We start from the raw sequence: 22,939 nt of genomic DNA on the forward strand, positions 1-22,939 counted from the left end.
CGCTGCCGGGGAAACCTAGGAACGCCGGGACAGCACCAGGCCGCGCACATAAGCGGCCTGGCCGGCGTGCTCCAGGCAATCCGCGAGGATGCTCACCAGCCGGACACCGAGCGTGACGGGCGGATCCCAGGCCCGGTCCACCACCTGGTCCAGGTCCTGTGCGGAGAGCCCGGAAACAAACGCCTCCGTCCGGGCATGGACGTCGTCGTAATAGCCCAGCAGCACCTCGGCGGAATGCACCCGCACCTGCGCCACCTGCTCGGAGGTATGCCCGTACCCGGTGTCCTCCACGGCCAGCGGCAACCCCACCCGTTTGGCCCAGCCGTCCGCGGTCCAGGCCTGTTCCTGCCCGGCGACGTCGGCAATCTGGGCGTCCTCCACCCGGCCAAGGTGCCAGATCAACCAGGCAATGGAGTTCCCTTCCGGGTATGGGCGGTGGTTCAGGGCGTCGGCGTCCAGATCCTGGACGGTCCGGCGAACCGTGTCGGGGAGGCGTCCGAAGGCATCAATTAACAGGTCGCTCTGGTCCATGAGGGCAAACTCCGAAGGGTTGGCGGCAGGGTGTCGCCATCCTTTCACGTGCCTGGCACACCGTGAAGAGCCGAAGTGGCTGGCTGCGGCAGAAAAACCGGCGCAGGGTGGGTGCGCATGGACCCGTCCCGCCCTAAAATTGCCGGATGAGCTGGACTGACGAGCGTCCCGCATGGCTTCCGCCCCTTCCGTCACCACACCGCGGCCTTCTCCGGATCACCCTGGGCCTGATCCTGGTGTGCGGCACCATGCTCACCTGCCTGGCAGTTGCCGCATTCGGCGCCCTCCTGAGCATGTACTTGCTCTGGCCCCTCGCCGTCGGGCTCCTGCTCCTGACGTCCGGCCTGCTCAGCCGCCGCGTCCTCTAGCCCGCCGAATGCCTGGCGCGGTAGTTAGGTGAGGTTTCGCTTGCTGGAAACCCCGCACCGACAGGCTTACAACAGAGACATGGCCACTCTGTTCCGTCTCCCCCGCGCGGTCCGCCGCTATCCGCTGGTGTTCGCCACCGTGCTGGCGGGTGTGGCGGTTCTGCTGCTGCAATGGGCCGGTGCGGGCACTGCCGCTGCCTGGACCGCCAGCCTCTTCGCCTCGGCGGTGGCACTGAAAACCGCTGCGGGCATGGTCCGGGACATCCGGGCCGGCAACTGGGGACTGGATATTCTGGCGGTTATCGCCATTGCGGCCACGGTTGCCGTGGGGGAATACCTTGCGGCGCTGATCATCGTGCTGATGCTCTCCGGCGGGCAGGCCCTGGAAGACTATGCCGCCGGGCGGGCCCGCGGTGAACTGGATGCCTTGCTGGAACGCGCACCGCAGCGTGCGCACCGGTTTCCCGGCGGCGACACCACAGCGGCCGCCGAGGACATTCCGGCCACGGAGGTGGTTGCCGGTGACCTGCTGCTGATCCGTCCGGCCGAGGTGGTGCCGGTGGACGGGGAACTCGTCTCCCCCGAAGGCGGCTTTGACGAATCCTCGCTGACCGGCGAGCCGCTGCCGGTTACCCGCTACGCCGGCGACGCCGTGCTCAGCGGTTCGGTCAACGGCACCCGCGCCGTACTCCTGCGGGCCACCGCCACGGCGGAGAACAGCCAGTACCAGCGCATTGTCGCGCTGGTGGCCGAAGCCGCAGGGTCCAAGGCACCGGTGGTCCGGCTTGCAGACCGTTTCGCGGTTCCCTTCACTGCTGTTTCCCTGCTGATCGCCGGGGTGGCGTGGGCGTTGAGCGGTGACCCCGTGCGGTTTGCCGAGGTGCTGGTCCTGGCCACGCCGTGCCCGTTGCTGATTGCCGCTCCCGTGGCATTCCTGGGCGGAATGAGCCGTTCGGCCCGCGCCGGGATCATCGTCAAGGGCGGAGCCGTGCTGGAGCAGCTGTCCAAAGCCGAGAGTGCGGCCTTCGACAAAACCGGCACCTTGACGCACGGGCAGCCCGAACTCGTGGAGGTCCGTCCGCAGCCCGGCTTTGACGCGGAGGACGTGCTCGGCCTGGCGGCCTCGGCAGAGCAGTACTCTTCCCACGTCCTGGCCGCCGCGGTGCAGCAGGCAGCCGCAGCCCGCGGACTTGGCCTCCAGTCCTCCCGGGACGCCCGGGAAGTGGCAACCAACGGTGTGGAAGCCGTGCTGGGCGGGCACACCGTCCGCGTGGGCAAGGAACGCTTTGTGGCTGAAACCGCCGCTGACACGGTTCCGGCACACCTGGAACCGGGCCAGATGGTGGTTTACGTCGGCATCGACGGACACTTTGCCGGCACCCTGATCATGAGTGATGCGGTGCGGGAAAACGCCGCCGCCACCCTGCACCGCCTGGCCGCACTCGGCATCCGGCGCACCGTGATGCTGACCGGAGACGGTCCGGGCACGGCAGGCGCCGTGGCGGCAGGACTCGGGATCACCGATGTCCGGGCCGGGCTGCTGCCCGCGGACAAGGTGGACGCGGTACGCACGTTCTCGCCCCGGCCGGTGATTATGGTGGGCGACGGCGTCAATGACGCTCCGGTGCTGGCGGCCGCCGACGTCGGCATCGCCATGGGGGCGCGCGGTTCCACCGCCGCCAGCGAATCCGCCGACGTTGTGCTGGTGGCCGACGACATCAGCCGGGTGGCCGACGCCGTGGAGATCGGCCGCCGGACCATGCGGGTGGCTTTGAGCAGCATCTGGCTGGGCATCATCCTGAGCGTAGGGCTGATGCTGACCGCCGCCTTCGGGTTCATTCCCGCGGTGGCCGGCGCCCTGACGCAGGAAGCGGTGGACCTGGCGGCCATCCTCAACGCCCTCCGGGCACTGCATGGCGGCCGGCGGCCAGGTGCCGCCGCCTGGGAAGCACGCTCCGGGGCAGGCAGCGGCGCGGCAGGCAGCGGCGCGGCAGGCCGCGGCGCCGACGGTGGGACAGGCCGCAGCACCGAGGGTGGGACAGACAGCGGCGCGGACGGCGGGGCAGGCACCGGGACGGGCGGTGGGACAGACCGCAGCACCGACGGTGGGACAGACAGCGGCGCGGACGGCGGGGCAGGCACCGGCACGGGCTCCGGCCCAGACAGTGGGCAGGACAACGGGCAGGCCCCGGCAAAGCCGTTTTTCCGGGCCGAATAAGCCTGCACCCTCTCTCCCCCACCCGGAACCGGCATCGGGATACGCCGATGAGCAGGTACGCCGATGACGGGACAAATGTGCCGCCCCGTTGGTGCCGCTATGGCTTTGCACGGGTTCCGGAGGCAGGCTATTGAAGCGGGGAAAATCCCGCGTGCACCAGCCGTCGGGGCGCCGACCCAGGGGTGAGAAGTGGATACAACCGAAAGCCCGGTCGCATGATCCCGCCCATGCTCGCCACCTTTGCGGTCCTCGCCCTGGCAGTCGCGGGGTTTATGACCAACCGGGTGCCCCTCGTGATCGTCGCGCTCTTTGTTCCAGTGGCACTGTGGGCCACCGGTGTGCTCACGCTAAACGAAGCCCTGCAGGGTTTCAGTGACCCGATCACCCTGTTTATTGCCTCGCTGTTTGTTCTCAGCGAGGCCCTCGACGCCACGGGAATCACTGCTTGGATCGGACAGCAGCTCGAACTTCGCTCCTCCCTGAGCCGCACCGGCCTGCTCATCACCATCATGGCCGTCGCTGCACTCCTCTCCGCGGTGATCAGCATTAACGGCGCCGTCGCTGCACTGCTGCCCGTCGTCGTCGTCGCAACCGCGCGGGCCGGCGTCGTCCCCTCGCACATGCTGATTCCGCTGGCCTTCGCCGCGAGTGCGGGATCGCTGCTGACCCTGACCGGAACTCCGGTGAACATCATCGTCTCGGACCTCTCCGCCAGCTCCGGCGGGCGGGAGTTCGGGTACTTCGAGTTTGCCCTGGTGGGGCTCCCCCTGGTTGTGGTGACAACTCTCCTGGTGGTGCTCCTCGGCCGCAGGCTCCTTCCCGGACGCACGCCCGAGCGGCTCGCGGAGGCGGGCGCCGACCCGCGGGCCCGGGTGAAGTCCTGGCGCGAGAGCTATACGGCCGACCTCGACACGGAACGGCTGTTCACGGGAAAAATGGGTGCCGTCGAGGTCCTCGTCGCTCCGCGTTCAACGCTGATCGGACGGATCGTCAGCCCAGGCATGACCACGCAGCGGGAAGACCTGGTCATCGTCGCGCTGCACCGCGGCGGGACCGCCGATGCGGCTCCCGATGATCCCGCCCCGCCCGGGACCCTGACGCTGCGGGCCGGCGACTCGGTACTGGTCCACGGCCCCTGGGACGCGCTGCGCCGCTACGTGCAGTCCGCTGATGTCATCGCCGTCGAACCGCCGCATATCCTCCAGCGGGGCGTACCGCTGGGACGCGGATGGCGCCGCTGCCTTACCGTGCTGGCCGCCACGATCCTGCTGCTGGCAACCGGCCTCCTCCCGCCGGTAATGGTGGGGCTGCTGGCTGCAGCCGCCCTGGTCCTCCTGGGGGTGGTGACCGTGCCCCAGGGGTTCCGGGCCATTTCCTGGAGCACCGTGGTCCTCATCGGCGCGCTTATCCCGCTGTCCTCGGCTTTCGTTTCCTCGGGCGCGGCAGATGGGATCGCCGCCCTGGTCCTGGATTCGGCCGGTGACGTGTCCCCGCATTTGGCCCTGCTGGTGATCTGCGTCCTCGCCCTCATCCTGGGCCAGTTCATCTCCAATGTGGCCACCGTGCTTGTGATGGGGCCGGTAGCGGTGACCTTCGCGCAAACGCTGGGGGTCAGCGTGCTGCCCTTCATGATGGGACTCAGCGTGGCCGGGGCCGCCGCCTTCCTCACCCCCATCGCCACCCCGGCCAACCTCATGGTGATGCAGCCCGGCGGATACCGCTTCGGAGACTACTGGCGCCTCGGTTTGCCGCTCTCCCTGGTTTTCCTTGCCGCCGCCGTGCTGTACGTGCCGCTCATCTGGCGGTTCTGAGTCACTGGGGCTCCGGGCTGAAATGCCTGAACCCGGCTAACGGTGCGGCGCCGATGGCCGCAACACGGCGGGAACGAGGATAATGGGCCATGGTCCGGCGCCCGGACCGCTGCCGGCCATGCTGCCGGCACTAAGGGTTTCGACGCTAGGGGAATGTCCATGACGCTGGTCGACAATGCGGTCTACGTGGACGGCAAACGCAGTCACGACCCGGACAGCCTGGACGAGACCTTCGAGCTGACCCGAACCTCCGGCGGCATGGCCTGGATTGGCCTCTACCGGCCGGACGAAATAGAGCTGCTGGCCGTGGCCGAAGAGTTCGGACTGAACCTGCTGATTGTCGAAGACGCCCTGGCCGGCCATCAGCGCTCCAAGCTGGAGCAGTACAACGAGCAGCTGTTTGTGGTGCTTCGCCCCGCCCGCTACCTGGACGACGTCGAACGCGTGGAGTTCGGGGAGCTGCACCTCTTTGTGGGACCCAACTTTGTGGTCACCGTCCGACACGCCGAATCCCCTGACCTTGCCCGGGTGCGCAAGCGGCTGGAGCAGGAACCGGAACTGCTGATGCTCGGGCCGCAAGCGGTGCTGTACGCCGTACTGGACCAGGTGGTGGATGAGTACGCTCCGGTGGCGGCCGGACTTGAAAACGACATTGACGAGATTGAGGACCAGCTGTTCGGCGGCGACGCCGAGGTCTCCCGCCGCATCTACGAACTCTCCCGCGAGGTGATCCAGTTCCAGCGCGCCATCTCCCCGCTGCAAACCGTAGTGGGGGAACTGCGCAACAACGCTGACCAGTACGGCGTTCCGGCTGAGCTGCGGGACAACCTGGGCGATGTACTGGACCACGTGCTGCGGCTGATCGACCGGGCCAACGCGTACCGCGCCATCCTGGAAAACGCGCTGACCCTGTCCTCCACGCTGGCCTCGAACCGGCTGGCCGAAACCAGCATTGAGCAGAACGAGCAGGTGAAACGGATTTCCTCCTGGGCCGCCATCCTGTTTGCGCCAACCCTGGTGGGCACCGTCTACGGCATGAACTTCGAGAACATGCCGGAACTGTCCTGGCAGTTCGGCTATCCGCTGGCCCTGCTGGGAATGCTGGTGACCGGGATAGTCCTTTACCTGACCTTCAAGCGGAATAAGTGGCTGTGATGTCCCGGTGGACGGGCCGGGCACTGCTGGCACTGGTGCTGCCCGCCGCCCTGCTGTTGGCGGCCTGCGGGGACGCCGCCAACAGCGCCTCACCGGACGACGGCGGCACCGGCCCGGACGCCGACGTCACCGGGGCCTGGGGAGACACCGCCAACCCGAAGGCACCGTCGCTGGAGTTTGATCCCGGCGGGCGGGTTAGCGGCACCGACGGCTGCAACCGGCTGATGGGCCACTGGAGCATCGAGGGCACCCGCGTCACCCTCCAGGACATGGCCTCCACCATGATGCTCTGCCACGACGTGGATGAATGGCTTTCCGCCGGTACAGCGGCCGACGTCGACGGCGACACCCTGCGGATCTACAACCAGGCCGGCACCGAAATCGGGGTCCTGGCGCGTCCACGCTCCGGGGCCTGACAGACACCGGGCCTAACAGAGGGAACACCGGCGGGGAGAAAGGGATGCCGTGTCCGAGGCAGCACCAACAGCACCGGCCATCCTGCGGCTGCCGTTCACCGGCCGCTGGCTGACGCAGAACAGCCCTGCCAACCGCGTCCCCAGCCACGGCACCGACCTGTTCGGCACCGCCTACGCCATCGACTTCGTGGCCGTGGACGCACACGGCCGGTCCGGACCGCCCGGATGGCGGTCCCTGCTCTCCACGGAGGCGCCGGAGATCTTCCACGGCTTCGGGGTGTCGGTGCTGGCACCGGCGTCGGGCACCGTGGTCTCCGTGCACGACGGCGAACCGGACCATCAGGCACGCCGCTCCCAGCCCGCACTGCTCGCCTACGCCCTGACGCAGCGCGGGCGGGTGCGGCAGGGCCCGAACGCGATTGCCGGCAATTCTGTGGTGATTGCCCTGGAACCGGAGGGCCCCTTTGTGCTGCTCGCGCATCTGGCCTGCGGCTCCGTGGAGGCGGTGCCGGGTGCCCGGGTTCGGGCAGGCGTCCGGATTGGCGCCTGCGGAAACTCCGGCAACAGCACCGAACCGCATGTCCATCTCCAGGTCACGGACTCTATGGACTGGGGCACCTGCCGCGGCCTGCCAGTGGCTTTTCGGCATCCCGGAGGCGGGGCCGGACCGTGGCTGCCGCGCAACGGAGAGGTTTTCGACGCAGGTTAGGCGCGGGCTGGACGCGGGTTAGGCGCGGGCTGGACGCGGGTTAGGCGCGGGCTGGACGCGGGTTAGGCGCGGGCTACCGGCGCCGCTTCTGAAAGCCGGAATACCGAAGGACAGTCCCGGGTTGGTCCTAAGGGAGCCTAAGTGCACAATGGATTTCGGCTCTTTTACGGCCCGTCCCGGGACACATCCCGGCCCGGCACCCCCACTCTCCAGAACGGCAGCAAGCACCTTGAAAAACCTTTCCCCGGAGACGGTCAGGCCCTGGCCCGCACTGTGGTCCCTGGTCATCGGCTTCTTCATGATCCTGGTGGACTCCACGATCGTAAACATCGCCACCCCGGCCATCATGGAAGACCTTGGCGCAGGCCTGGACCAGGTGATCTGGGTGATCAGTGCCTACCTGCTGGCCTACGCGGTGCCGCTGCTGATTACCGGACGGCTGGGCGACCGCTTTGGTCCCCGCCGCGTTTACCTGATCGGACTGGTGGTCTTTACCCTGTCCAGCCTTTGGTGCGGCTTTGCCAACAGCGTGGATGCGCTGATTGTTGCCCGTGTCTTCCAGGGCTTCGGCGCGGCCCTGATGACCCCGCAGACCATGTCCGTGATCACCCGGATCTTCCCACCGGAAAAGCGCGGCACCGCTCTGGGTCTCTGGGGCGCCACGGCGGGCGTCGCCACTCTGGTGGGACCGATCCTCGGCGGCGTCCTGGTGGACGGCCTGGGCTGGGAATGGATCTTCTTCATCAACATCCCCGTGGGCATAGTTGGCTTCATCCTCGCCTACCGACTGGTGCCCCGGCTTTCCACCTCGGTGCACCGCTTCGACTATCTGGGCGTGCTGCTCAGTGCGGCGGGCATGTTTGCGCTGGTCTTCGGCATCCAGGAAGGCGAGAGCTATGACTGGGGAACCATCGCCGGGCCCATCTCGGTCTGGTCGCTGATCATTGCGGGCATTGTCCTGCTGGCCCTGTTTGTGCTCTGGCAGCGCCTGAACCGTGCCGAACCGCTGCTGCCGCTGAAGCTCTTCCGGGACCGCAACTTCTCGCTGGCCAATATCTCCATCACCGGCATGGGCTTCGCCGTGACCGCGTTCTCCCTGCCGCTGATCCTCTTCGCGCAGAACGTTCGCGGACTCAGCCCCACCCAGGCCGCCCTGCTGCTGGCCCCGATGGCTGTCCTGTCCGGCGTGCTGGCCCCGCTGGCGGGAAAAACCGTGCAACGCGGCAACCCCAAGTTCATCGCCGTCGTCGGCTTCGCCTCCATGGCCGCATCCCTGATCTGGCTCGGCGCACTGCTCAGCCCGGATGTGCCGTACTGGCAGCTCGTGCTCCCGATGCTCCTGATGGGTTTCGCGAACGCCTGCATCTGGCCCTCCGTCTCGCTCACCGCCACCCGCAATCTGGCCGCTGATGTCGCCGGCGCGGGATCCGGCGTCTACAACACCACCCGCCAGTTCGGTGCCGTGATCGGCAGCAGCGCCATTGCCGCCATCATGCAGTCCCGCCTCAGTGCACACCTGGGCGCCGGGGCTGCCGACGGCGGGACGGCACCTGCCGCCGGTGCGTTCCCGGAGGCGCTCAAGGCAGGCTATTCGGAGGCCATGGGCCAGTCCCTGTACCTGCCCGCCGCCGTGATCATCGTGGCCCTGCTGGCGGCACTGTTCTACGCCAAGCCGGCCCCTGAGCTGACTTCCCGCGGCGCCCCCGGCAGTGCCCGCGGGGATGCCGCGAAGAGCACCGCGGCCTAGCAGACTTCGGCCCGGCGGCCGGGACCCGCGGGGCGTAGGTCCCGCGGGCGGGTGGGTGCTGGTCCGGCCGCGGGCGGGAAAATCGACCGGTTTGCGCTTTTTCAGCCAGTCCAAACTGTGCGAAAGAATGCAAACAGTGCGAAAGAATGCTTATCGGCCGTAAAACCGGCGTCGGCGGGTACGCTCGCGCCATGACTATCGTCTCGAAGTTTTTCGCCGGGGTGCTCCTCGCCAACGCCGTTCCACACGGCGTCAGTGCCGTGCAGGGCAAGCAGTTCCCGACCCCGTTCGCCTCCCCGCCCGGCGTCGGGCTCTCCAGCCCCCTCGCCAACGCCGCGTGGAGCGGACTGAACACCGCCGGCGGCACCGCGCTGCTGGGCGGGGGCGTGACCGGACCCCGCGATCGTGCCGCTCTACTGGCGGGGACCGTCTCCATGGGCTTTTTCCTGGCCTGGTACTTCGGCAAAGCGGATCGGCCCGCGAACGGACCGGACACGGCCATATCCGGGCGGACCGCGTAGGAGGCTGGCCGGTCAGCATCTGCAGGCAGCCCAGTCCGGGACCGTCGCGGCAGCCCCAGTCCGGGCCGGACGCGGCAGCCCAGTCCGAGCTTGCGCAGCCCAAAAAACCCGTCGCGGGAGCCCATCCAAGCCTGGGCAGCCCAAGACCCGGCGCGGTGACCTCCGCGCCGGGGCCGGCTTCGGGCTATTCCTTCTTCAGTTTGTCCTGCGCCGCTCCGGCAGCCTTCTCCACCACATTGGGCACGTCCGTGGTCCCGTAGAACCGTGCGTCCGGATGGGTGGGCGGAGGCATGGGAGCCGACGTCGTCGGTCCGTCATGGTAGCTGAACTCACCGTGTCCGTCCGGCGTGGGTCCGGACGCCCAGGAGCCTTCGGAAGCATGCTCGCCGTCGGAGAAGTTCAGGTACTGGTAGGAGACTTCCCGGTATTCCTTGTTGAGCGGGAAGTTGCTGGGGACCGGAAGCTGTTCCATATTCTCCGCCTGAAGTTCCAGGGCCGCGGCGGTCCATTGGTTCTGGTGCATGGTGTCCCTGGCGAGCAGGAAGGACAGCAGATCCCGCACGCCGTGGTCATCCGTCATGTGATAGAGCCGGGCGACCGCGAGGCGACCCTGCATTTCGATGTTGGCATTGGAGGTGAAGTCCGCGAGCATGTTGCCGCTGGCGGTGATGTAGCCGCCGGTCCAGGGGTTGCCGTTGCTGTCCACCGGGCGGGCGCCGGCACCAGCGACAATGGCGTGCTGGACATCCATGCCTCCCATCACTGCGGCCACCGTCGGATCGGACTGCACCGCGTCATTGGTGATGCCCAGCGGGGCCTTTTCCAGCAGTTGGGCGATCATCACGGCCAGCATTTCCACGTGGCCCATTTCCTCGGCTGCGATGCCGTAGAGCAGGTCCCGGTACTTGCCCGGCACATGGGAATTCCAGGACTGGAAGCCGTACTGCATGGCCACCGTGATTTCACCGTATTGTCCGCCCAGAACCTCCTGCAGCTTCCGGGCATAAACGGCGTCGGGCTTGTCCGGGGTGGATTTGAATTGGAGCTCCTGCTTATGGAAAAACATGTCATTCCTCCGCACCTTGTGGACCGCCGCGTGAGACGAGCCTCCGTTTGTTGGGGCCGTGGCCGGTCACAGTGGTCCCAACGTAGACCGGTGTCCGGAGGCAGGGAAGAGCAAACCTGCCCCTTTCCGCGGCCAGACGGGAACCGCCCGTTTCAGGTACCGGCCAATTGCTCCCGGCACGGGTAGTCTGCTTGCCATGGTCTCCCCCGAACTCCCGCCCGCACCGCCTTCCGATCCAGCCGGTGCATCACCGCAGGTCACCGACGATTTCGCGGTCCGCCGGCACACCCTCCCCTCAGGACTTGGCTACACCACTACCACCGGACGGCTGGTGTTCCGGAAGGAGGAGGTGAAGGACGGGAAGTCGGACGGATTCCAGCCCAAGGCGGAGATTTTTATGACCGCCTATGCCGCCGATGCCCCGGAGAGTGGACCCAACCGCCGGCCCGTGGTCTTCGCTTTCAACGGCGGGCCGGGGTCCGCCTCCGTCTGGCTGCACATGGGCCTTCTGGGTCCGCGGATGGTGGACTCGGGCGACGCCGGGGCACTCACACCGCCGCCCTTCGGCCTGGTGGACAACCCGCAGACCCTGCTGCAGCACGCGGACCTGGTGATGATCGACCCGGTGAACACCGGCTTCTCCCGCGTGGTGGACGGCAACGACGCCGGCGAGTTCCACGGTTTCGAGGAGGACCGGGACCTGGTGGCCGAGGTGATCCGGCTCTGGACCACCCGCAACAACCGCTGGCTGAGCCCCAAGTACCTGGTGGGCGAGTCCTACGGCACGCTGCGCGCCGTCGCCGTGGCCGGGAAGCTCTTTGACGCGTACGGCCTGGCGGTCAACGGCCTCGGCCTGATTTCCACCGTGCTGAACATGGCCACCCTGGACTTTGCGCCCGGGCGGGAAACCCCGTATCCGCTGCACCTGCCCACCTATGCCGCCATTGCCCACTATCACGGCCGCCATCCCGGACGGGAACTGGCCGACGTCGTGCGCGAAGCCGAGGAGTACGCCTCCCGCGACTACGTGTACGCCCTGCACCAAGGGGCGCGGCTGGACGCCGGGGAGTACGACGACGTCGTCCGCCGGCTCGCGGAAATCACCACCCTGGACGAGGGTTTCATCCGCCGCACCAACCTGCGCTGGGACTATGCCATGTTCTCCGCCGAACTACTGCGCGGGGAGAACCTGTCCGTGGGCCGCATCGACGGCCGGTTCGCGGCCGCCCCGGCGCACCAGCAGGACTGGATCAACTGGGACGATCCCAGCCTCACCGCCATCAACGGGCCGTACTCGGCAGCGATTAACCACTACGTGCGTGCGGAGCTGGGGTACGAGAACGACCTGCCGTACGAAATCCTCACCGGCCGCGTCCAGCCGTGGAGCTACAAGAACTTTGAAGGGGTCCCCGTGGACGTCACCGGCACGCTGGAACGGCTGCTGGTCCACAACCCGGCACTGCGGGTGCACGTGGACTACGGCTATTACGACGGCGCCACGCCGCACTTCGCCGCAGAGTACGTGTGGGCGCACATGCGCCTGGACGAGGATGCCCGGGCACGGTTCTCACACCACTACTACGAGGCCGGGCACATGATGTACATCAAGCCGGAGTGCCGGGTGGACCAGCTGCGCAATCTCGCGGAGTTTGTGGCCGGCGCTTAGGGCTCGGCAGTCACTCCGGGCGGCGGAACAGGGCGGTAAGCAGGAAAGATTCGCCAAACCACGGAGAATCCCGGTCTTGGGTTGCCATTGGGCGGATTTCGATCTCGCCCAGGTCTGCGAAAACCCACCGAAGATCGTCCGGACTGAAGGCTATCCCTGCTTCAAACTCCCCATCTTGGTAGAGCTGCTCGTCTGGTGCTTCTGCGCCCATCTTGCCCCTGGCAAGATGGGCCAGCCCCAAATACCCGCCGGGCGCGAGGGTCCGCTGCAGGAGTTGCAGGTAGCTGATCCGGCGGTGCGGGGGAAGGTGATGCAGACAGCCCGAGTCGTAGACCAGTCCGTACGGCCCAGGCAACGCATCAGGCGGAAGCGTGAAAGCGTTGCCACAGGTGAAGGAGACGTCCAGCTGCCGGTCTGCAGCCCGTTCCCGCCCCCACTTCACCGCAGCCGAGGAGAGGTCTACGGCGTCCACGGCGTATCCGCGCTCAGCAAGAAAGAGGGCATTGCGCCCGGGCCCCGAACCCAGATCCAGTACACGGGTCGGAGAGAGCACGCCTTCGCGGACCCACCGCGCCAGGTTCTCATCGGGCTTGTCCGCAAAAAACGGAACGGGCCCGGGTGCGGTCTGCGTAGAAGTTGTTCCACCAGGCGCTCCCGGCGTCGCTGGTCCAGCGGACCGATTCACGCGCAAAGAGCCCGTCCATCAGGTCGAGGAGGTCTTCAACGGACCGCATCCTGCGGTTGATCGAGGGTTCGCTCATACCGCCACACCCTATACATGATCAGCGGGTGGCGAAGTGCACCCAGACGCCCGCACCCCAGATGCCGCCCGCGGTTAGCGCCAACGCGAGTTCAGCCAGGATGCCGATCCCCATCGCCTTCAGGGTGGCCAGGCTGGAGGACCAGGCGGTGGACAGGTTCCGCTGCCGCTGCCATTCGCTCAGCAGCAGGCCGGCGGCGAACCCGACGAACAGGCCAACGGCGGGGATGGTGAACATTCCGACGACGCCGAGCACCACGCCGGCAACGATGGAGCGGGTGGGAATCTGCCGCTGCTTCAGCCGCCGCCCGGTGAGAAAGAAGCTGGCGAGCATACCGGCAACCAGCAGCACCGCACCGATCCCGAAAGCCCACCAGCCCGCCGGGCTCTGCACGCCGAAGGCCCAGCCCAGCAGGGCAATGATGATCAGGATGCTGCCGGGCAGCACGGGCACCACTATGCCGGTCAGTCCCACGGCAATCACGAGGGCAGCCGCAAGGGTTACTAGGAGATCGGGATCCATTCCATCAGTCTTGCACCGCTTCCCCGCGACCGGCGTATTTCCTTTCGGGTGGTTCGGCGCCGGCGAATGTACAGATACGGGGCTTAAACCCGCCGAATAAGCCCGTTATGTGTACACCGGACGGTCATGCCCTGCTGCCGGGTTGGGTTTCAGCTGCCGGATTGGGAAATCGCTCCGCTGCAAACCGGCAGGGATTTCCCAAACCGGCAGATTCATCCCCAAACGTAGTGTTATCGCGCTCCTAGGGCCCCCTAAACCCGGACGCACTGCCTCCCTCAGGTGGAGAAATTAGTAAGGATGCTTATAAGCTGGCATCTTCAGCCCGATTCCCCGGACGGAAACAGGAGATGCAGTAATGAGCACCGACCCAGAGAACCCCGCCAACACTTCCTCGAACGGCCGCGGCGCCAACGACGGCGGCCCTCTGCGGGACCGCTCGGAACGGTCTGCCGCAGCTGCTGAGACCGCGGGCACCGTTCCCGCAGACGGTCGTAGGGTTGAAGACACCGGCACACGGGTGAGCGACGCAGCCTCCGCCTCAGCTGCCGATCAGGGTCAGGTACCGGGCCGGCATACGGGCAGCCACGCCGGTAGCTACGCCACGGATCCGGACGGCGGGCGCAACGATACCCGCGCAGTCCCGGCAGCAGAGATGCGCAACGACAGCACCGCCGGCGAGGACACCTCCACCCGGGCCGTTCCCACGCACACCACCGGCGAGGACACCCGCACCCGGGCCGTCCCCACGCACACCGCCGGCGAGGACACCTCCACCCGGGTCGCTCCGGTAACGGCAAGCCGCGACCTGCCCGGCGACTCCGGCGGTGACCGCCGCGCCCACAGGACTGCGGAGGACGGCGATGCAAGGAACGCGCGGAACGATCGGCACAGCGACGGTGTGGCGGGCGACGCCGCCCTGCCGAACCGGGACGCCCTCCTGGCCTTGGAAAAGGAACGTTTCGGCGGCATGAAGTTCGGCTCGGCGTTCTTCGGCTGGCTGACGGCCACCGGTATGGTGGTGCTGCTGACGGCGCTGGCCGCCGCGATCGGCGCCGCCATCAACCTTTCCGCCGAAACGGATCTGGGGGCGGCCCTCGAATCCGCCGCCGCCAACCAGTCCGCCGGTATTATTGGCGCCGTCATCATGCTCGCAGTACTGCTGCTTTCCTACTTTGCCGGCGGTTACGTTGCCGGCCGAATGGCACGCTTCAACGGTCTCAAGCAGGGCCTGGCTGTGTGGCTGTGGGCGCTGATCGCGGCCGCCGTCGTCATTATCCTGGGCCTGATCTACGGCAGCGATATCCGTAGCATCAGCCAGCTGAACTCCGTGGCTCCGCTGCCGGAGGATCTGAACAACGTCAGCCCCGGCACCTGGATCGCCGTGGCCGCGAGCCTGGTGGTTACACTGCTCGGCGCCGTGCTGGGCGGACTGGCCGGTATGCGCTTCCACCGCCGTATTGACCGTGCCGATTTCCGCACGGAAGACACCGTCACCCGCTAGCGGAGCGCCCTCGGATCCAAAACGGCCGCTGCTCCTCCGGGTTTCCGGGGGTGCAGCGGCCGTTTTTAGTAGGTCGGCCGGTTTGTGTGGCCGGGTGGTTTGCTGCTGGTTTTCCGCTGCCCGATCCGCAGGATTTCCCACTCTCTGGTACCCCTGCGGCTGCTGTGACCTCACCGGTACCACCGACACCACTGGGTGGGATGCTGTGCACCCGACCAGTACTACCTTGCATAACCCTTGGAGCCGGGCCTCACATCATCGTCCACGGCACCTGTTCTAACCCGCTGTATAAACAAACCGGGGCCCCGCAAACGCGGGGCCCCGGTGCAACGGTGTGTAACCAAACGGTTACGGCGAAGGCGTGCCGCCGTTGACGTTCAGCGTCTCGCCGATCACGTAGCTGGACTCCGGGGAGGCCAGGAAAACGTAAGCGGGGGCAAGCTCGGTCGGCTGGCCGGCGCGGCCCAGCGGAACGCTCTGGCCGAACTCCGGCAGGTCTTCCTTGTTCTGCCCGTCGCTGGGCTGGAGCGGCGTCCAGAACGGACCCGGCGCCACAGCATTCACGCGAATGCCCTTGGGAGCCAGCTGCTGGCCCAGGCCCTTGGTGAAGTTGTTGATCGCAGCCTTGGTGCTGGCGTAGTCCAGCAGGTTCGGCGACGGCTCATAGGCCTGGATGGAGGTGGTGTTGATGATGCTCGAACCGGCCGGCAGGTGCTTCAGCGCAGCCTTGGTCACCCGGAAGAACGAGTAGATGTTCGTCTTGAAGGTGTGGTCCAGCTGCTCGTCGGAGAGATCCTCGAGATTGTCCACCGCAACCTGCTTGCCGGCGTTGTTGACCAGGATGTCCAGCCCGCCGAGGCCGGCTACGGCATCTTCCACGAGCTGGCTGCAGTACTCGGCGTCCTTCAGGTCACCGGGGAGCTTAACCACCTTGCGGCCGGTCTTCTCAATGACTTCGGCGATGTGCTGCGCGTCCGGTTCCTCTTCGGGGAGGTAGGAGAGGGCGACATCGGCGCCTTCCCGGGCGAAGGCGATGGCCACGGCCGCGCCGATGCCGGAATCGCCGCCGGTCACGAGCGCCTTGCGGCCCTCCAGCCGTCCGGTGCCCCGGTAGGTGTCCTCGCCGTGGTCCACGTGCGGGGTCATGTCCTTATCGAGTCCGGGCTCGGACTGGTCCTGGACGGGAGGGGCGATGGACGGGTAACGGTCCACCGGGTTCTGGAAGGTGTACTGGTCCGAGTTGTTGCCGTTTGTCATAGAAGTTCCCACTTTCGGTAGGTCAGTCCATTCGGGCGGTCCGGTCGGGGCCGCCGCAAAAGGCGGTCACTCACGCTTACGTAAGTATGCTTACTACCCTATGCCCGAGGGTCGGTCCGGCTCAAGTCGGGCTGCCGCCCAAGGACAACGGCGCACCACGGCGGCGGGCACTACGACGCCGCAGCCTGCGTCCCCGGGACGGCACGACGACGCCGCGGCCCGCGTCCCCGGGACGGCACGACGGCGGCGGGCACTACGACGACGCACCGCGTGTCCCCGGCCGGGCGGCACGACAGCGGCGGGGGCCTACGCTCCCCGTGCCAGCCGGCGTCGTTCCCCGTCCGCCTGGTCCGGACTCCGGGTGGCCAGCAGCGCCAGGACCGCCATCAGTGCCGAACCGCACATCACCAGGGCCAGCGGCAGGGCGGTGTCCTCCCCCGCGATGCCGGTCAGCGGGGAGACCAGGGCGCCGAAGAAGAACTGTCCGCTGCCCAGTACGGCGGAGCCGCTGCCGGCAGCGAATCCTGCCTCGGCCAGGGCCAGGCTGGTGGTGTTGCCCATGATGAAGCCCACCGAGGAGGCGGCCAGGAAGATCGGCACGGCCAGCAGCAGCGGCGGAACGTCCAGCAGGATCATCAGCAGAAGGACTGCGGAGACACCCAGCAGCACCGGGACGGCGATGCTGACGGTGCGCCGCGGCGGCACCGTCCGGGCCAGGCGGGCGGAAATGAACCCGGCCAGCACCAGGCCCAGCGCGTTAATGCCAAACGCCGCCCCGTACCCGGCCGGGGAAAGGCCCATCAGGTTCTGGTAAATGAACGGCGAAGCGGAGATGTACCCCATCAGCACGCCGAAGGTGGAGGCGAACAGCACCGCATACCCCACGAAACGGCGTCGGCGCAGCACCGCGGCCAGCCCGCCCAGGAACGGGCCGCTGCTGCGCTTTTCCGGCGGCCGGGTCTCCCGGACAACACCGGCCACCCCGGCAAGCATGGCCGCCGCGAGCCCGGCGAGGACCCAGAGCACTCCGCGCCAGCCGATGCTGCCGGCCAGGATGCCGCCCACGGTCGGGGCGAGCACGGGCGCCACGCCGCCAATGGTCATGAGCAGGCTGAAGGTGCGGGCCGCTGACTGCCCGGAGGCCAGGTCCGCCACGACGGCGCGGGCAATCACCACGCCTGCGGAGGCAAACAGGCCCTGGAAAAGCCGGCCGGCAATGAGCACCGGCAGGTTCGGCGCCACGGCACAGACCACGGAGGCCAGGACAAACAGCACGGAGCCGATCAGCAGCGGACGGAACCGCCCGTACCGGTCCGAGAACGGGCCGAAGAACAGCTGTCCGGCCGCCATGCCAATCAAAAAGGCCGTGAGGGTGAGCTGGATACCCGTGGCGGTGGCACCCAGTTCGTCCGCCATCTGGGGGAAGGACGGCAGATACAGATCGGTGGCGAACGGGCCCGTTGCCGAAAGCAGTGCCAGGACCAGCAGCAGTCCCGTGGTCATGGCGGCGGGGCCGGTGGAACGGCGAAGGGCGGACATATACGCCATCTTAGGAACAATGCCCGGCCCTGCTCTGGCCGTTACGCCTGCATGACGCGCAGACTACTGGATATCTGGCCAACCTCGGGAAGGAACCCCATGGCTGAGGCACCCCGGAAACGGATTGTTGTTGGTATGGACGGCTCCGAAGAGTCCGTGCAGGCACTGCGGATGGCGGCCCGGCTGGCCGAGCTGCTCGGCTGCCGGATTGAGACGCTCATTGTCTGGGAATACCCGGCCATGCTGGCAACGCCGTTTCCCACCACGGAGTTCTCTCCGCGAATTGAGGCGGAGAATGCGCTGGCCGAGGCCGTGGACGCCGCATTTGCGGACACTGAGGTTCCGGACGGCCTGACCCGGCAGGCAGTTGCCGGACAGCCGGCACGGGTACTGATGGAGGCCAGCCGCGGAGCGGAAATGCTGGTGGTGGGCAACCGCGGACGCGGCGGGTTTGCCGGGCTGCTGCTGGGTTCGGTGAGCACGGCCGTGGCGGCCCATGCCTACTGCCCGGTGCTGATTGCCCGGCCGCACCGGGACTAGAGGCGCGGGGCACCTCCGGGTCCGGGCGCCCGGGACAGGCGGGCCGGGACAGGCGGGCAGGGGCACCTCCGGACCAGGACCGGGGCACCTCCGTGCAGGCAGGCCCGGACACGCGCCCGGACCCCGGAGCCCCAACCCAATCCGCTAGCGGTGGGCCGGCACCTTGCGGATCAGGATCCCGGCGCCGACGGCGGCGAGCACCATGGTGATCACGCCGATCAGCGTGGTGACGCTGACGCCTGAATCGAAGGCCACCTGGGCCGAATGCAGCAGCGATGCCGCCTGATCCGCGGGCAGGTCCTCGGCCACATGCACCGCACCACCCAGGGTTTCGCCGGCGGCAGCACTCTGCTCCGGGCTCAGTCCGCCGGGGACGGAGACGCCGCTGCGGTAGGCGGCGGTGAGGATGCTGCCCAGCACGGCGGTGCCCAGAACGGAGCCGATCTCATAGGCGGTTTCGGAAATGGCCGAGGCCGATCCGGCACGGGAGGGCGGGACGCTGGCCAGGATCAGGTCATTGGAAATGGTTTCAGCCGCACCGACGCCCACACCAAGCAGCAGGAACGCAACCACCAGCGTCATCACGGTGACGTTCTCCCCGGAGGCGAAGACCAGGCCGTACCCGGCAGCGTTGAACAGCAGCCCGCCGGCCACCACTACGGCCGGGCGGACCCGCTTGACCAGGGGCACCACGGCGAGGCCGGTGATGATGGTCAGCACCAGGCCGGGCAGCATGGTCAGACCGGCCTCGATGGGCGTCTGGCCAACCACCAGCTGCAGGTGCTGGGACAGGAAGAAGATAAAGCCGACCATGGCGAACAGGCTAAGCAGGTTCGCTGCAATGGAGCCGGTGAAGACGGGGTTCTGGAACAGCCGGACGTCCAGCATCGGCTTCTCGCGGGAAAGCTGGCGGCGGGCAAAGAGGAAGCCCAGGATCAGACCGGCGGCGATGAACGGCAGGCCGGCACCCGCGCCGTCGTGCGCGAAGGTCTTGATGCCGTAGGTGACCGAGAGCATGGCGGCCATCACCAGGACCACGCCGAGCCGGTCCACGGCTCCGGGGCTGGGATCCTTGGACTCGGGCAGCAGGATCGGCGCGAAGATCAGCAGCGGCAGCAGCACCGGAATGGAAAGCAGGAACACCGAACCCCACCAGAAGTGCTCCAGCAGGACGCCGCCCACAATCGGGCCCAGTGCCGCGCCGCCGGAGAAGCCGGCTGCCCAGATGGCCACGGCGATCCTGCGTTGGGAGGGGTCCACAAAGATGTTGCGGATCAGGGAGAGCGTGGCGGGCATCAGCATGGCACCAAAGACACCCATCAGGGCGCGGGCCACAATCAGCAGCATTGCCGACGGCGCGAAGGCCGCCACCAGGGAGAAGACACCGAAGCCGGCACTGCCGATCATCAGCAGCTTCAGCCGCCCGATCCGGTCCCCCAGGCTGCCCATGGGGACCAGCAGTCCGGCCAGGACCAGGGCGTAGATATCCACGATCCACAGCAGTTCGACGCCGGTGGGCGCCAGCGCCTGGGACAGCGACGGGATGGCGAAGCTCAGGACGTTGTTGTCGATGGAGATCAGCAGAACAGGCAGCATCAGGACAGCGAGCCCCCACCATTCGCGCTTACCTGCACGCGTTACTGCGGGCTTTTCCTGGACGGCCAGCACGGCATCCTCCTTCTTGAAACATCAGCATTGTTTTTGGGCACGGGAAAACCCCGACTAGCTACTGTACCGTCTAGACTGTACGGTTCTCAAATTGCCGACTTTCCGGGCCTCGATGGCGTAGCGTAAAAGCATGTCCACCCCTCGTCCCGCCCGGGACCGCATCCTTGACGCCTATGAAGAGCTGCTCATCAATGAAGGTCCCCGCGGCGCCACCCTCGATGCCGTGGTTGCCCGCGCCGAAGTCTCCAAGGGAGGCCTGCTCTATCACTTCAAGAACAAGGAAGCGATGGCCGGTGCCCTGATCGAAAAGCTTCGCGAGCTGGCCGCCGCGGACCTGCAGACCATGCGCGAGGATCCGGAAGGACCATCCCGGTATCTGGTGCGCGGCTCGGTCTACGTGGGCAGCGACCTGGACCGGGCACTGATCGGTGTGGTGCGGCTGGCGCAGGCATCGGATCCGGTGGCCTCGGACCTGCTCAAGGACATCCACCGCAGCTGGTTTGACCTGGTGCAGCAGGAGGTCGGCGACCCTGCCATTTCCCGGGCCATCATGCTCCTGGCGGACGGACTGTATTACAACGAGGGCCTGCCCGGCGGCTGGCCGCAGGATCACCGCAATGACCGTTCCCGCTCCGTGCCCGAACTGCTCGAAGTGGTGGACCTGCTGAAGTCCCACGCCCAGCAGACCAGCGCGTAGCCCCTGGCCAACGCCGCTGCGTCCGGCGTGGCAGGACGGCATCGCGTTGTGCGTCTGCCACAGTAGAAGCCATGGAAACCCGACTGAGCACAGCTGACCTTTATGACGAGCGCGGCGAGGAACTGGCCTCCGTGTCGCTGCAGTTCCAGGACCTGGGCGGACACACCGCCTTTACCGGCCCCATCCGCACCGTCCGGTGCCTGGAGGACAACGGGCTGATCAAGTCCCTGCTGAACTCCCCCGGCAACGGTGCCGTCCTGGTGATCGACGGCGCCGGATCACTGAACACCGCACTGATGGGGGACATGATTGCCGCCGCCGCCGTGGAGAACGGCTGGGCCGGCGTCGTTATCAACGGCCCCATCCGTGACCGCACCGCCGTCGCCAAGCTGCCGCTGGGGGTCAAGGCGCTGGGTTCCAACCCCCGCAAGAGCGCCAAGGACTCTGTCGGCGAGGTGGACGTGCCCGTAGAGTTCGGCGGTGTCACCTTCCGTCCCGGCGCGACGCTGTTTGCCGACGAGGACGGCATCCTCGTCGAACCCTAGGAGTCCCCGTGGCCAACGTGCTGCTGTTCCACCACGCGCTCGGCCTCACGGCCGGCATGGATGCCTTTGCCGACGTGCTGCGCGAAGCCGGACACACGGTCACGGTGCCCGACCTCTACGACGGCCACGTGTTCGGCGACCTGGAGGAGGGCGTGGCGTATGCCGCCGAAATCGGGATGGATGCCATTGAGGAACTGGGAGTGCAGATTGCCGGCCGTTTTCCGCCGGACCTGGTCTACATCGGCTTCTCCCTGGGCGTGATGCCGGCGCAGCGGCTGGCACAGACCCGGCCCGGCGCCCGCGGTGCGGTGCTGGTCAGCGCCTGCCTCCCGCTGGGCACCTATGGCGATACGTGGCCGGCCGGTGTGCCCGTCCAGATCCACGGCATGGACGCGGACCCGTACTTCGCGGAGGAGGGGGACCTGGACGCCGCGGAAAACCTGGCCGCTTCCAGCCCGGACGCAGATCTGATCCTGTACATGGGCGCTTCGCACCTGTTCGCGGACATCAGCCAGCCGGACTTTGACATGGATGCCTCGTTCGCCTTCACCCGGATGGTGCTGCAGCTGCTGGACCGGGTGGACGCAAAACCCGCTGACGCGGAACCCCGGGACGCTTAACCCCGGGACGCTTAACCACAGAAGCTGCGGCACCCGCACGGGGTGCCGCAGCTTCTGCGTGTTCAGGGGAGGGGATCCCTACGCGTTCCAGAGTCCGTAGGAGTCCGCCAGCGAGGAGATCTTCTGCGCACGGGCAAGGCGCGGCAGGTAGGAACCGTCGCCCACCACGGCGCCGGCAGCGTGGGCCTCCAGCAGTTCGTGCGCCCAGGTGATTTCGGATTCGCTCGGTGAAAGTCCGCGGTTGATGTAGTCCGTGGCCTCGGGCATCAGGCACAGCTTGCCGGTCATGCCCATGCTCTGGGTGACCTTGCAGGCCTCCAGCAGCGGCTCGCCCACGGCACCCACGGTGGGGCCGTCGATGGGGCCGGGCAGCTGGCCCACACGTGAGGCAACCACCAGCTTGGAGCGGGCGTAGGCCAACGCCATCGGATCATCCGAAGCGCCGGTGTCGCGGCGGAAATCGCCGACGCCGAAGGCCAGCCGGAAGGTGCCGGGAGCACTGGCAATGGCGGTGGCGTTTTCAATGCCAAGTGCAGACTCCACCAGGGCGAGCACCGGGGTGCCGGCCTGCAGCCGCATGGCGGTGTGGGTGACCTGCTCAGGCTTTTCGGTCATCGCGAGCATCACACCGCGCAGGCCCGGGGCCTTGGACAGGGCGGCGAGGTCATCGGCCCAGTAATCGGTTTCGATGCCGTTGACACGCACCCAGGCGGTCATGCCGGTGGACAGTGCCTCCACCACCCGCTCGCGGGCTTCAGCCTTGCCATCCGCAGGCACCGCGTCTTCCATGTCGAAGACCACGGAATCGGCCTCGGACGCCAGCGCCGGCGCAAAGTTCGCTTCATCGGCTGCTGAAGCCAGCAGCCAGGAACGGGAAAGTTTCGCGGGGAGCGCAGCAGCGCGGCTGTTTCGAAATGGGGCCATAAGAAGACACTACTTTCAGGCTTGGCAGTTACTAAAATGCGACGGGCGTCATGTGGCCACCATCACCCGTGTGACCGCGGCCGCCAGGACCCGGTCCCCGGCCGCGGTCACCCGGTCCTAGCTGTTCCGGGCCTCGCCGCGGCGCAGCAGCCGGCCC

The 22,939-nt window shown here is 67.4% G+C and carries 23 protein-coding genes; 14 read left to right on the plus strand and 9 right to left on the minus strand.

Features of this window, described 5'->3' with window-relative positions; genetic code table 11:
* Nucleotides 1–15 precede the first annotated feature (15 nt).
* Nucleotides 16–531, minus strand: coding sequence for a mycothiol transferase (locus tag AC5RVB_RS12100; protein WP_290243875.1), 516 nt, complete (start codon nucleotides 529–531; stop codon nucleotides 16–18).
* A 146-nt stretch (nucleotides 532–677) separates the two neighbouring features.
* On the opposite strand from AC5RVB_RS12100, the gene AC5RVB_RS12105 reads away from it, so the two are divergent.
* The 8 genes from AC5RVB_RS12105 (at nucleotide 678) to AC5RVB_RS12140 (ending at nucleotide 9,476) form a co-directional block, all read left to right on the plus strand.
* Nucleotides 678–899: a hypothetical protein gene (locus AC5RVB_RS12105; RefSeq protein ID WP_290243873.1), complete on the plus strand. Its 222-nt coding sequence runs from the start codon at nucleotides 678–680 to the stop codon at nucleotides 897–899.
* Nucleotides 900–978: 79 nt separating this feature from the next.
* Nucleotides 979–3,117 carry a heavy metal translocating P-type ATPase gene (locus AC5RVB_RS12110; protein WP_494142815.1) on the plus strand — a complete coding sequence of 713 codons (2,139 nt, stop codon included), beginning with the start codon at nucleotides 979–981 and terminating at the stop codon, nucleotides 3,115–3,117.
* Between the two features lie 215 nt (nucleotides 3,118–3,332).
* Nucleotides 3,333–4,928, plus strand: a complete 1,596-nt coding sequence (locus AC5RVB_RS12115) for an SLC13 family permease (RefSeq protein WP_494142816.1) — start codon at nucleotides 3,333–3,335, stop codon at nucleotides 4,926–4,928.
* A gap of 159 nt (nucleotides 4,929–5,087) precedes the next feature.
* Nucleotides 5,088–6,083 carry a magnesium/cobalt transporter CorA gene (gene corA, locus AC5RVB_RS12120; RefSeq protein ID WP_227902843.1) on the plus strand — a complete coding sequence of 332 codons (996 nt, stop codon included), beginning with the start codon at nucleotides 5,088–5,090 and terminating at the stop codon, nucleotides 6,081–6,083.
* On the plus strand, nucleotides 6,083–6,499 hold the full coding sequence (locus AC5RVB_RS12125) for an META domain-containing protein (RefSeq protein ID WP_494142817.1): 417 nt from the start codon (nucleotides 6,083–6,085) through the stop codon (nucleotides 6,497–6,499). The genes corA and AC5RVB_RS12125 overlap by 1 nt, the downstream gene beginning before the upstream one ends.
* A 49-nt stretch (nucleotides 6,500–6,548) precedes the next feature.
* Nucleotides 6,549–7,208 (plus strand): M23 family metallopeptidase, encoded by a 660-nt coding sequence (locus AC5RVB_RS12130; protein WP_494142818.1) that lies wholly within the window; start codon nucleotides 6,549–6,551, stop codon nucleotides 7,206–7,208.
* Nucleotides 7,209–7,356: 148 nt separating this feature from the next.
* Nucleotides 7,357–8,955 (plus strand): DHA2 family efflux MFS transporter permease subunit, encoded by a 1,599-nt coding sequence (locus AC5RVB_RS12135; RefSeq protein ID WP_494142819.1) that lies wholly within the window; start codon nucleotides 7,357–7,359, stop codon nucleotides 8,953–8,955.
* A gap of 191 nt (nucleotides 8,956–9,146) precedes the next feature.
* On the plus strand, nucleotides 9,147–9,476 hold the full coding sequence (locus AC5RVB_RS12140; protein WP_494142820.1) for a hypothetical protein: 330 nt from the start codon (nucleotides 9,147–9,149) through the stop codon (nucleotides 9,474–9,476).
* A gap of 184 nt (nucleotides 9,477–9,660) precedes the next feature.
* Here the strand turns inward: AC5RVB_RS12140 and AC5RVB_RS12145 are convergent, their stop codons facing one another.
* Nucleotides 9,661–10,542 (minus strand): manganese catalase, encoded by an 882-nt coding sequence (locus AC5RVB_RS12145; RefSeq protein WP_290243857.1) that lies wholly within the window; start codon nucleotides 10,540–10,542, stop codon nucleotides 9,661–9,663.
* A 196-nt stretch (nucleotides 10,543–10,738) separates the two neighbouring features.
* On the opposite strand from AC5RVB_RS12145, the gene AC5RVB_RS12150 reads away from it, so the two are divergent.
* Nucleotides 10,739–12,208 carry a S10 family peptidase gene (locus AC5RVB_RS12150; protein ID WP_494142821.1) on the plus strand — a complete coding sequence of 490 codons (1,470 nt, stop codon included), beginning with the start codon at nucleotides 10,739–10,741 and terminating at the stop codon, nucleotides 12,206–12,208.
* A 10-nt stretch (nucleotides 12,209–12,218) separates the two neighbouring features.
* On the opposite strand, the gene AC5RVB_RS12155 is transcribed toward AC5RVB_RS12150, so the two are convergent.
* The 3 genes from AC5RVB_RS12155 to AC5RVB_RS12165 are packed head-to-tail and all read right to left on the minus strand — an operon-like array spanning nucleotide 12,219 to nucleotide 13,491.
* On the minus strand, nucleotides 12,219–12,761 hold the full coding sequence (locus AC5RVB_RS12155; protein ID WP_494142822.1) for a class I SAM-dependent methyltransferase: 543 nt from the start codon (nucleotides 12,759–12,761) through the stop codon (nucleotides 12,219–12,221).
* 28 nt (nucleotides 12,762–12,789) lie between these two features.
* Entirely contained in the window at nucleotides 12,790–12,969 is a 180-nt protein-coding gene (locus AC5RVB_RS12160) for a hypothetical protein (protein ID WP_227903059.1), read from the minus strand.
* 21 nt (nucleotides 12,970–12,990) lie between these two features.
* Nucleotides 12,991–13,491: a DUF456 domain-containing protein gene (locus AC5RVB_RS12165; protein WP_227902850.1), complete on the minus strand. Its 501-nt coding sequence runs from the start codon at nucleotides 13,489–13,491 to the stop codon at nucleotides 12,991–12,993.
* 355 nt (nucleotides 13,492–13,846) lie between these two features.
* Between AC5RVB_RS12165 and AC5RVB_RS12170 the strand changes: the two genes are divergently transcribed.
* Nucleotides 13,847–14,992, plus strand: a complete 1,146-nt coding sequence (locus AC5RVB_RS12170; RefSeq protein WP_227928398.1) for a TIGR04086 family membrane protein — start codon at nucleotides 13,847–13,849, stop codon at nucleotides 14,990–14,992.
* 348 nt (nucleotides 14,993–15,340) lie between these two features.
* Here AC5RVB_RS12170 and AC5RVB_RS12175 read toward each other — a convergent pair whose 3' ends face one another.
* Both AC5RVB_RS12175 and AC5RVB_RS12180 read right to left on the minus strand, forming a co-directional pair.
* Nucleotides 15,341–16,249: an SDR family oxidoreductase gene (locus tag AC5RVB_RS12175; RefSeq protein WP_227902852.1), complete on the minus strand. Its 909-nt coding sequence runs from the start codon at nucleotides 16,247–16,249 to the stop codon at nucleotides 15,341–15,343.
* Nucleotides 16,250–16,555: 306 nt separating this feature from the next.
* Nucleotides 16,556–17,788 (minus strand): multidrug effflux MFS transporter, encoded by a 1,233-nt coding sequence (locus tag AC5RVB_RS12180; protein WP_494142823.1) that lies wholly within the window; start codon nucleotides 17,786–17,788, stop codon nucleotides 16,556–16,558.
* A gap of 99 nt (nucleotides 17,789–17,887) precedes the next feature.
* Between AC5RVB_RS12180 and AC5RVB_RS12185 the strand changes: the two genes are divergently transcribed.
* Entirely contained in the window at nucleotides 17,888–18,328 is a 441-nt protein-coding gene (locus tag AC5RVB_RS12185; RefSeq protein WP_290243848.1) for a universal stress protein, read from the plus strand.
* Between the two features lie 144 nt (nucleotides 18,329–18,472).
* Here the strand turns inward: AC5RVB_RS12185 and AC5RVB_RS12190 are convergent, their stop codons facing one another.
* Entirely contained in the window at nucleotides 18,473–19,996 is a 1,524-nt protein-coding gene (locus AC5RVB_RS12190) for an MFS transporter (protein WP_227902855.1), read from the minus strand.
* A gap of 130 nt (nucleotides 19,997–20,126) precedes the next feature.
* Between AC5RVB_RS12190 and AC5RVB_RS12195 the strand changes: the two genes are divergently transcribed.
* From AC5RVB_RS12195 to AC5RVB_RS12205, 3 genes are all read left to right on the plus strand, one after another.
* Nucleotides 20,127–20,693 (plus strand): TetR/AcrR family transcriptional regulator, encoded by a 567-nt coding sequence (locus AC5RVB_RS12195; protein WP_290243844.1) that lies wholly within the window; start codon nucleotides 20,127–20,129, stop codon nucleotides 20,691–20,693.
* A 71-nt stretch (nucleotides 20,694–20,764) separates the two neighbouring features.
* Complete coding sequence (gene rraA, locus AC5RVB_RS12200) at nucleotides 20,765–21,238, plus strand: ribonuclease E activity regulator RraA (protein WP_290243842.1); 474 nt, start codon at nucleotides 20,765–20,767, stop codon at nucleotides 21,236–21,238.
* Nucleotides 21,239–21,246: 8 nt separating this feature from the next.
* A complete protein-coding gene (locus tag AC5RVB_RS12205) occupies nucleotides 21,247–21,858 on the plus strand; it encodes a dienelactone hydrolase family protein (RefSeq protein ID WP_494142824.1) in 612 nt (203 codons plus the stop codon).
* A gap of 78 nt (nucleotides 21,859–21,936) precedes the next feature.
* On the opposite strand, the gene AC5RVB_RS12210 is transcribed toward AC5RVB_RS12205, so the two are convergent.
* A complete protein-coding gene (locus AC5RVB_RS12210) occupies nucleotides 21,937–22,782 on the minus strand; it encodes an HpcH/HpaI aldolase/citrate lyase family protein (RefSeq protein WP_227902858.1) in 846 nt (281 codons plus the stop codon).
* Nucleotides 22,783–22,939: the final 157 nt, after the last annotated feature.

It is taken from the genome of Arthrobacter sp. Y3225209 (assembly GCF_059090685.1).

What these genes read in the sequence shown, in the direction of transcription:
- AC5RVB_RS12100 (WP_290243875.1), bottom strand. Translation starts at nt 531, where the DNA reads ATGGACCAGAGCGACCTGTTAATTGATGCCTTCGGACGCCTCCCCGAC.
- AC5RVB_RS12105 (WP_290243873.1), top strand. Translation starts at nt 678, where the DNA reads ATGAGCTGGACTGACGAGCGTCCCGCATGGCTTCCGCCCCTTCCGTCA.
- AC5RVB_RS12110 (WP_494142815.1), top strand. Translation starts at nt 979, where the DNA reads ATGGCCACTCTGTTCCGTCTCCCCCGCGCGGTCCGCCGCTATCCGCTG.
- AC5RVB_RS12115 (WP_494142816.1), top strand. Translation starts at nt 3,333, where the DNA reads ATGATCCCGCCCATGCTCGCCACCTTTGCGGTCCTCGCCCTGGCAGTC.
- corA (WP_227902843.1), top strand. Translation starts at nt 5,088, where the DNA reads ATGACGCTGGTCGACAATGCGGTCTACGTGGACGGCAAACGCAGTCAC.
- AC5RVB_RS12125 (WP_494142817.1), top strand. Translation starts at nt 6,083, where the DNA reads ATGTCCCGGTGGACGGGCCGGGCACTGCTGGCACTGGTGCTGCCCGCC.
- AC5RVB_RS12135 (WP_494142819.1), top strand. Translation starts at nt 7,357, where the DNA reads ATGGATTTCGGCTCTTTTACGGCCCGTCCCGGGACACATCCCGGCCCG.
- AC5RVB_RS12140 (WP_494142820.1), top strand. Translation starts at nt 9,147, where the DNA reads ATGACTATCGTCTCGAAGTTTTTCGCCGGGGTGCTCCTCGCCAACGCC.
- AC5RVB_RS12145 (WP_290243857.1), bottom strand. Translation starts at nt 10,542, where the DNA reads ATGTTTTTCCATAAGCAGGAGCTCCAATTCAAATCCACCCCGGACAAG.
- AC5RVB_RS12150 (WP_494142821.1), top strand. Translation starts at nt 10,739, where the DNA reads ATGGTCTCCCCCGAACTCCCGCCCGCACCGCCTTCCGATCCAGCCGGT.
- AC5RVB_RS12160 (WP_227903059.1), bottom strand. Translation starts at nt 12,969, where the DNA reads ATGAGCGAACCCTCGATCAACCGCAGGATGCGGTCCGTTGAAGACCTC.
- AC5RVB_RS12165 (WP_227902850.1), bottom strand. Translation starts at nt 13,491, where the DNA reads ATGGATCCCGATCTCCTAGTAACCCTTGCGGCTGCCCTCGTGATTGCC.
- AC5RVB_RS12170 (WP_227928398.1), top strand. Translation starts at nt 13,847, where the DNA reads ATGAGCACCGACCCAGAGAACCCCGCCAACACTTCCTCGAACGGCCGC.
- AC5RVB_RS12175 (WP_227902852.1), bottom strand. Translation starts at nt 16,249, where the DNA reads ATGACAAACGGCAACAACTCGGACCAGTACACCTTCCAGAACCCGGTG.
- AC5RVB_RS12180 (WP_494142823.1), bottom strand. Translation starts at nt 17,788, where the DNA reads ATGTCCGCCCTTCGCCGTTCCACCGGCCCCGCCGCCATGACCACGGGA.
- AC5RVB_RS12185 (WP_290243848.1), top strand. Translation starts at nt 17,888, where the DNA reads ATGGCTGAGGCACCCCGGAAACGGATTGTTGTTGGTATGGACGGCTCC.
- AC5RVB_RS12195 (WP_290243844.1), top strand. Translation starts at nt 20,127, where the DNA reads ATGTCCACCCCTCGTCCCGCCCGGGACCGCATCCTTGACGCCTATGAA.
- rraA (WP_290243842.1), top strand. Translation starts at nt 20,765, where the DNA reads ATGGAAACCCGACTGAGCACAGCTGACCTTTATGACGAGCGCGGCGAG.
- AC5RVB_RS12210 (WP_227902858.1), bottom strand. Translation starts at nt 22,782, where the DNA reads ATGGCCCCATTTCGAAACAGCCGCGCTGCTGCGCTCCCCGCGAAACTT.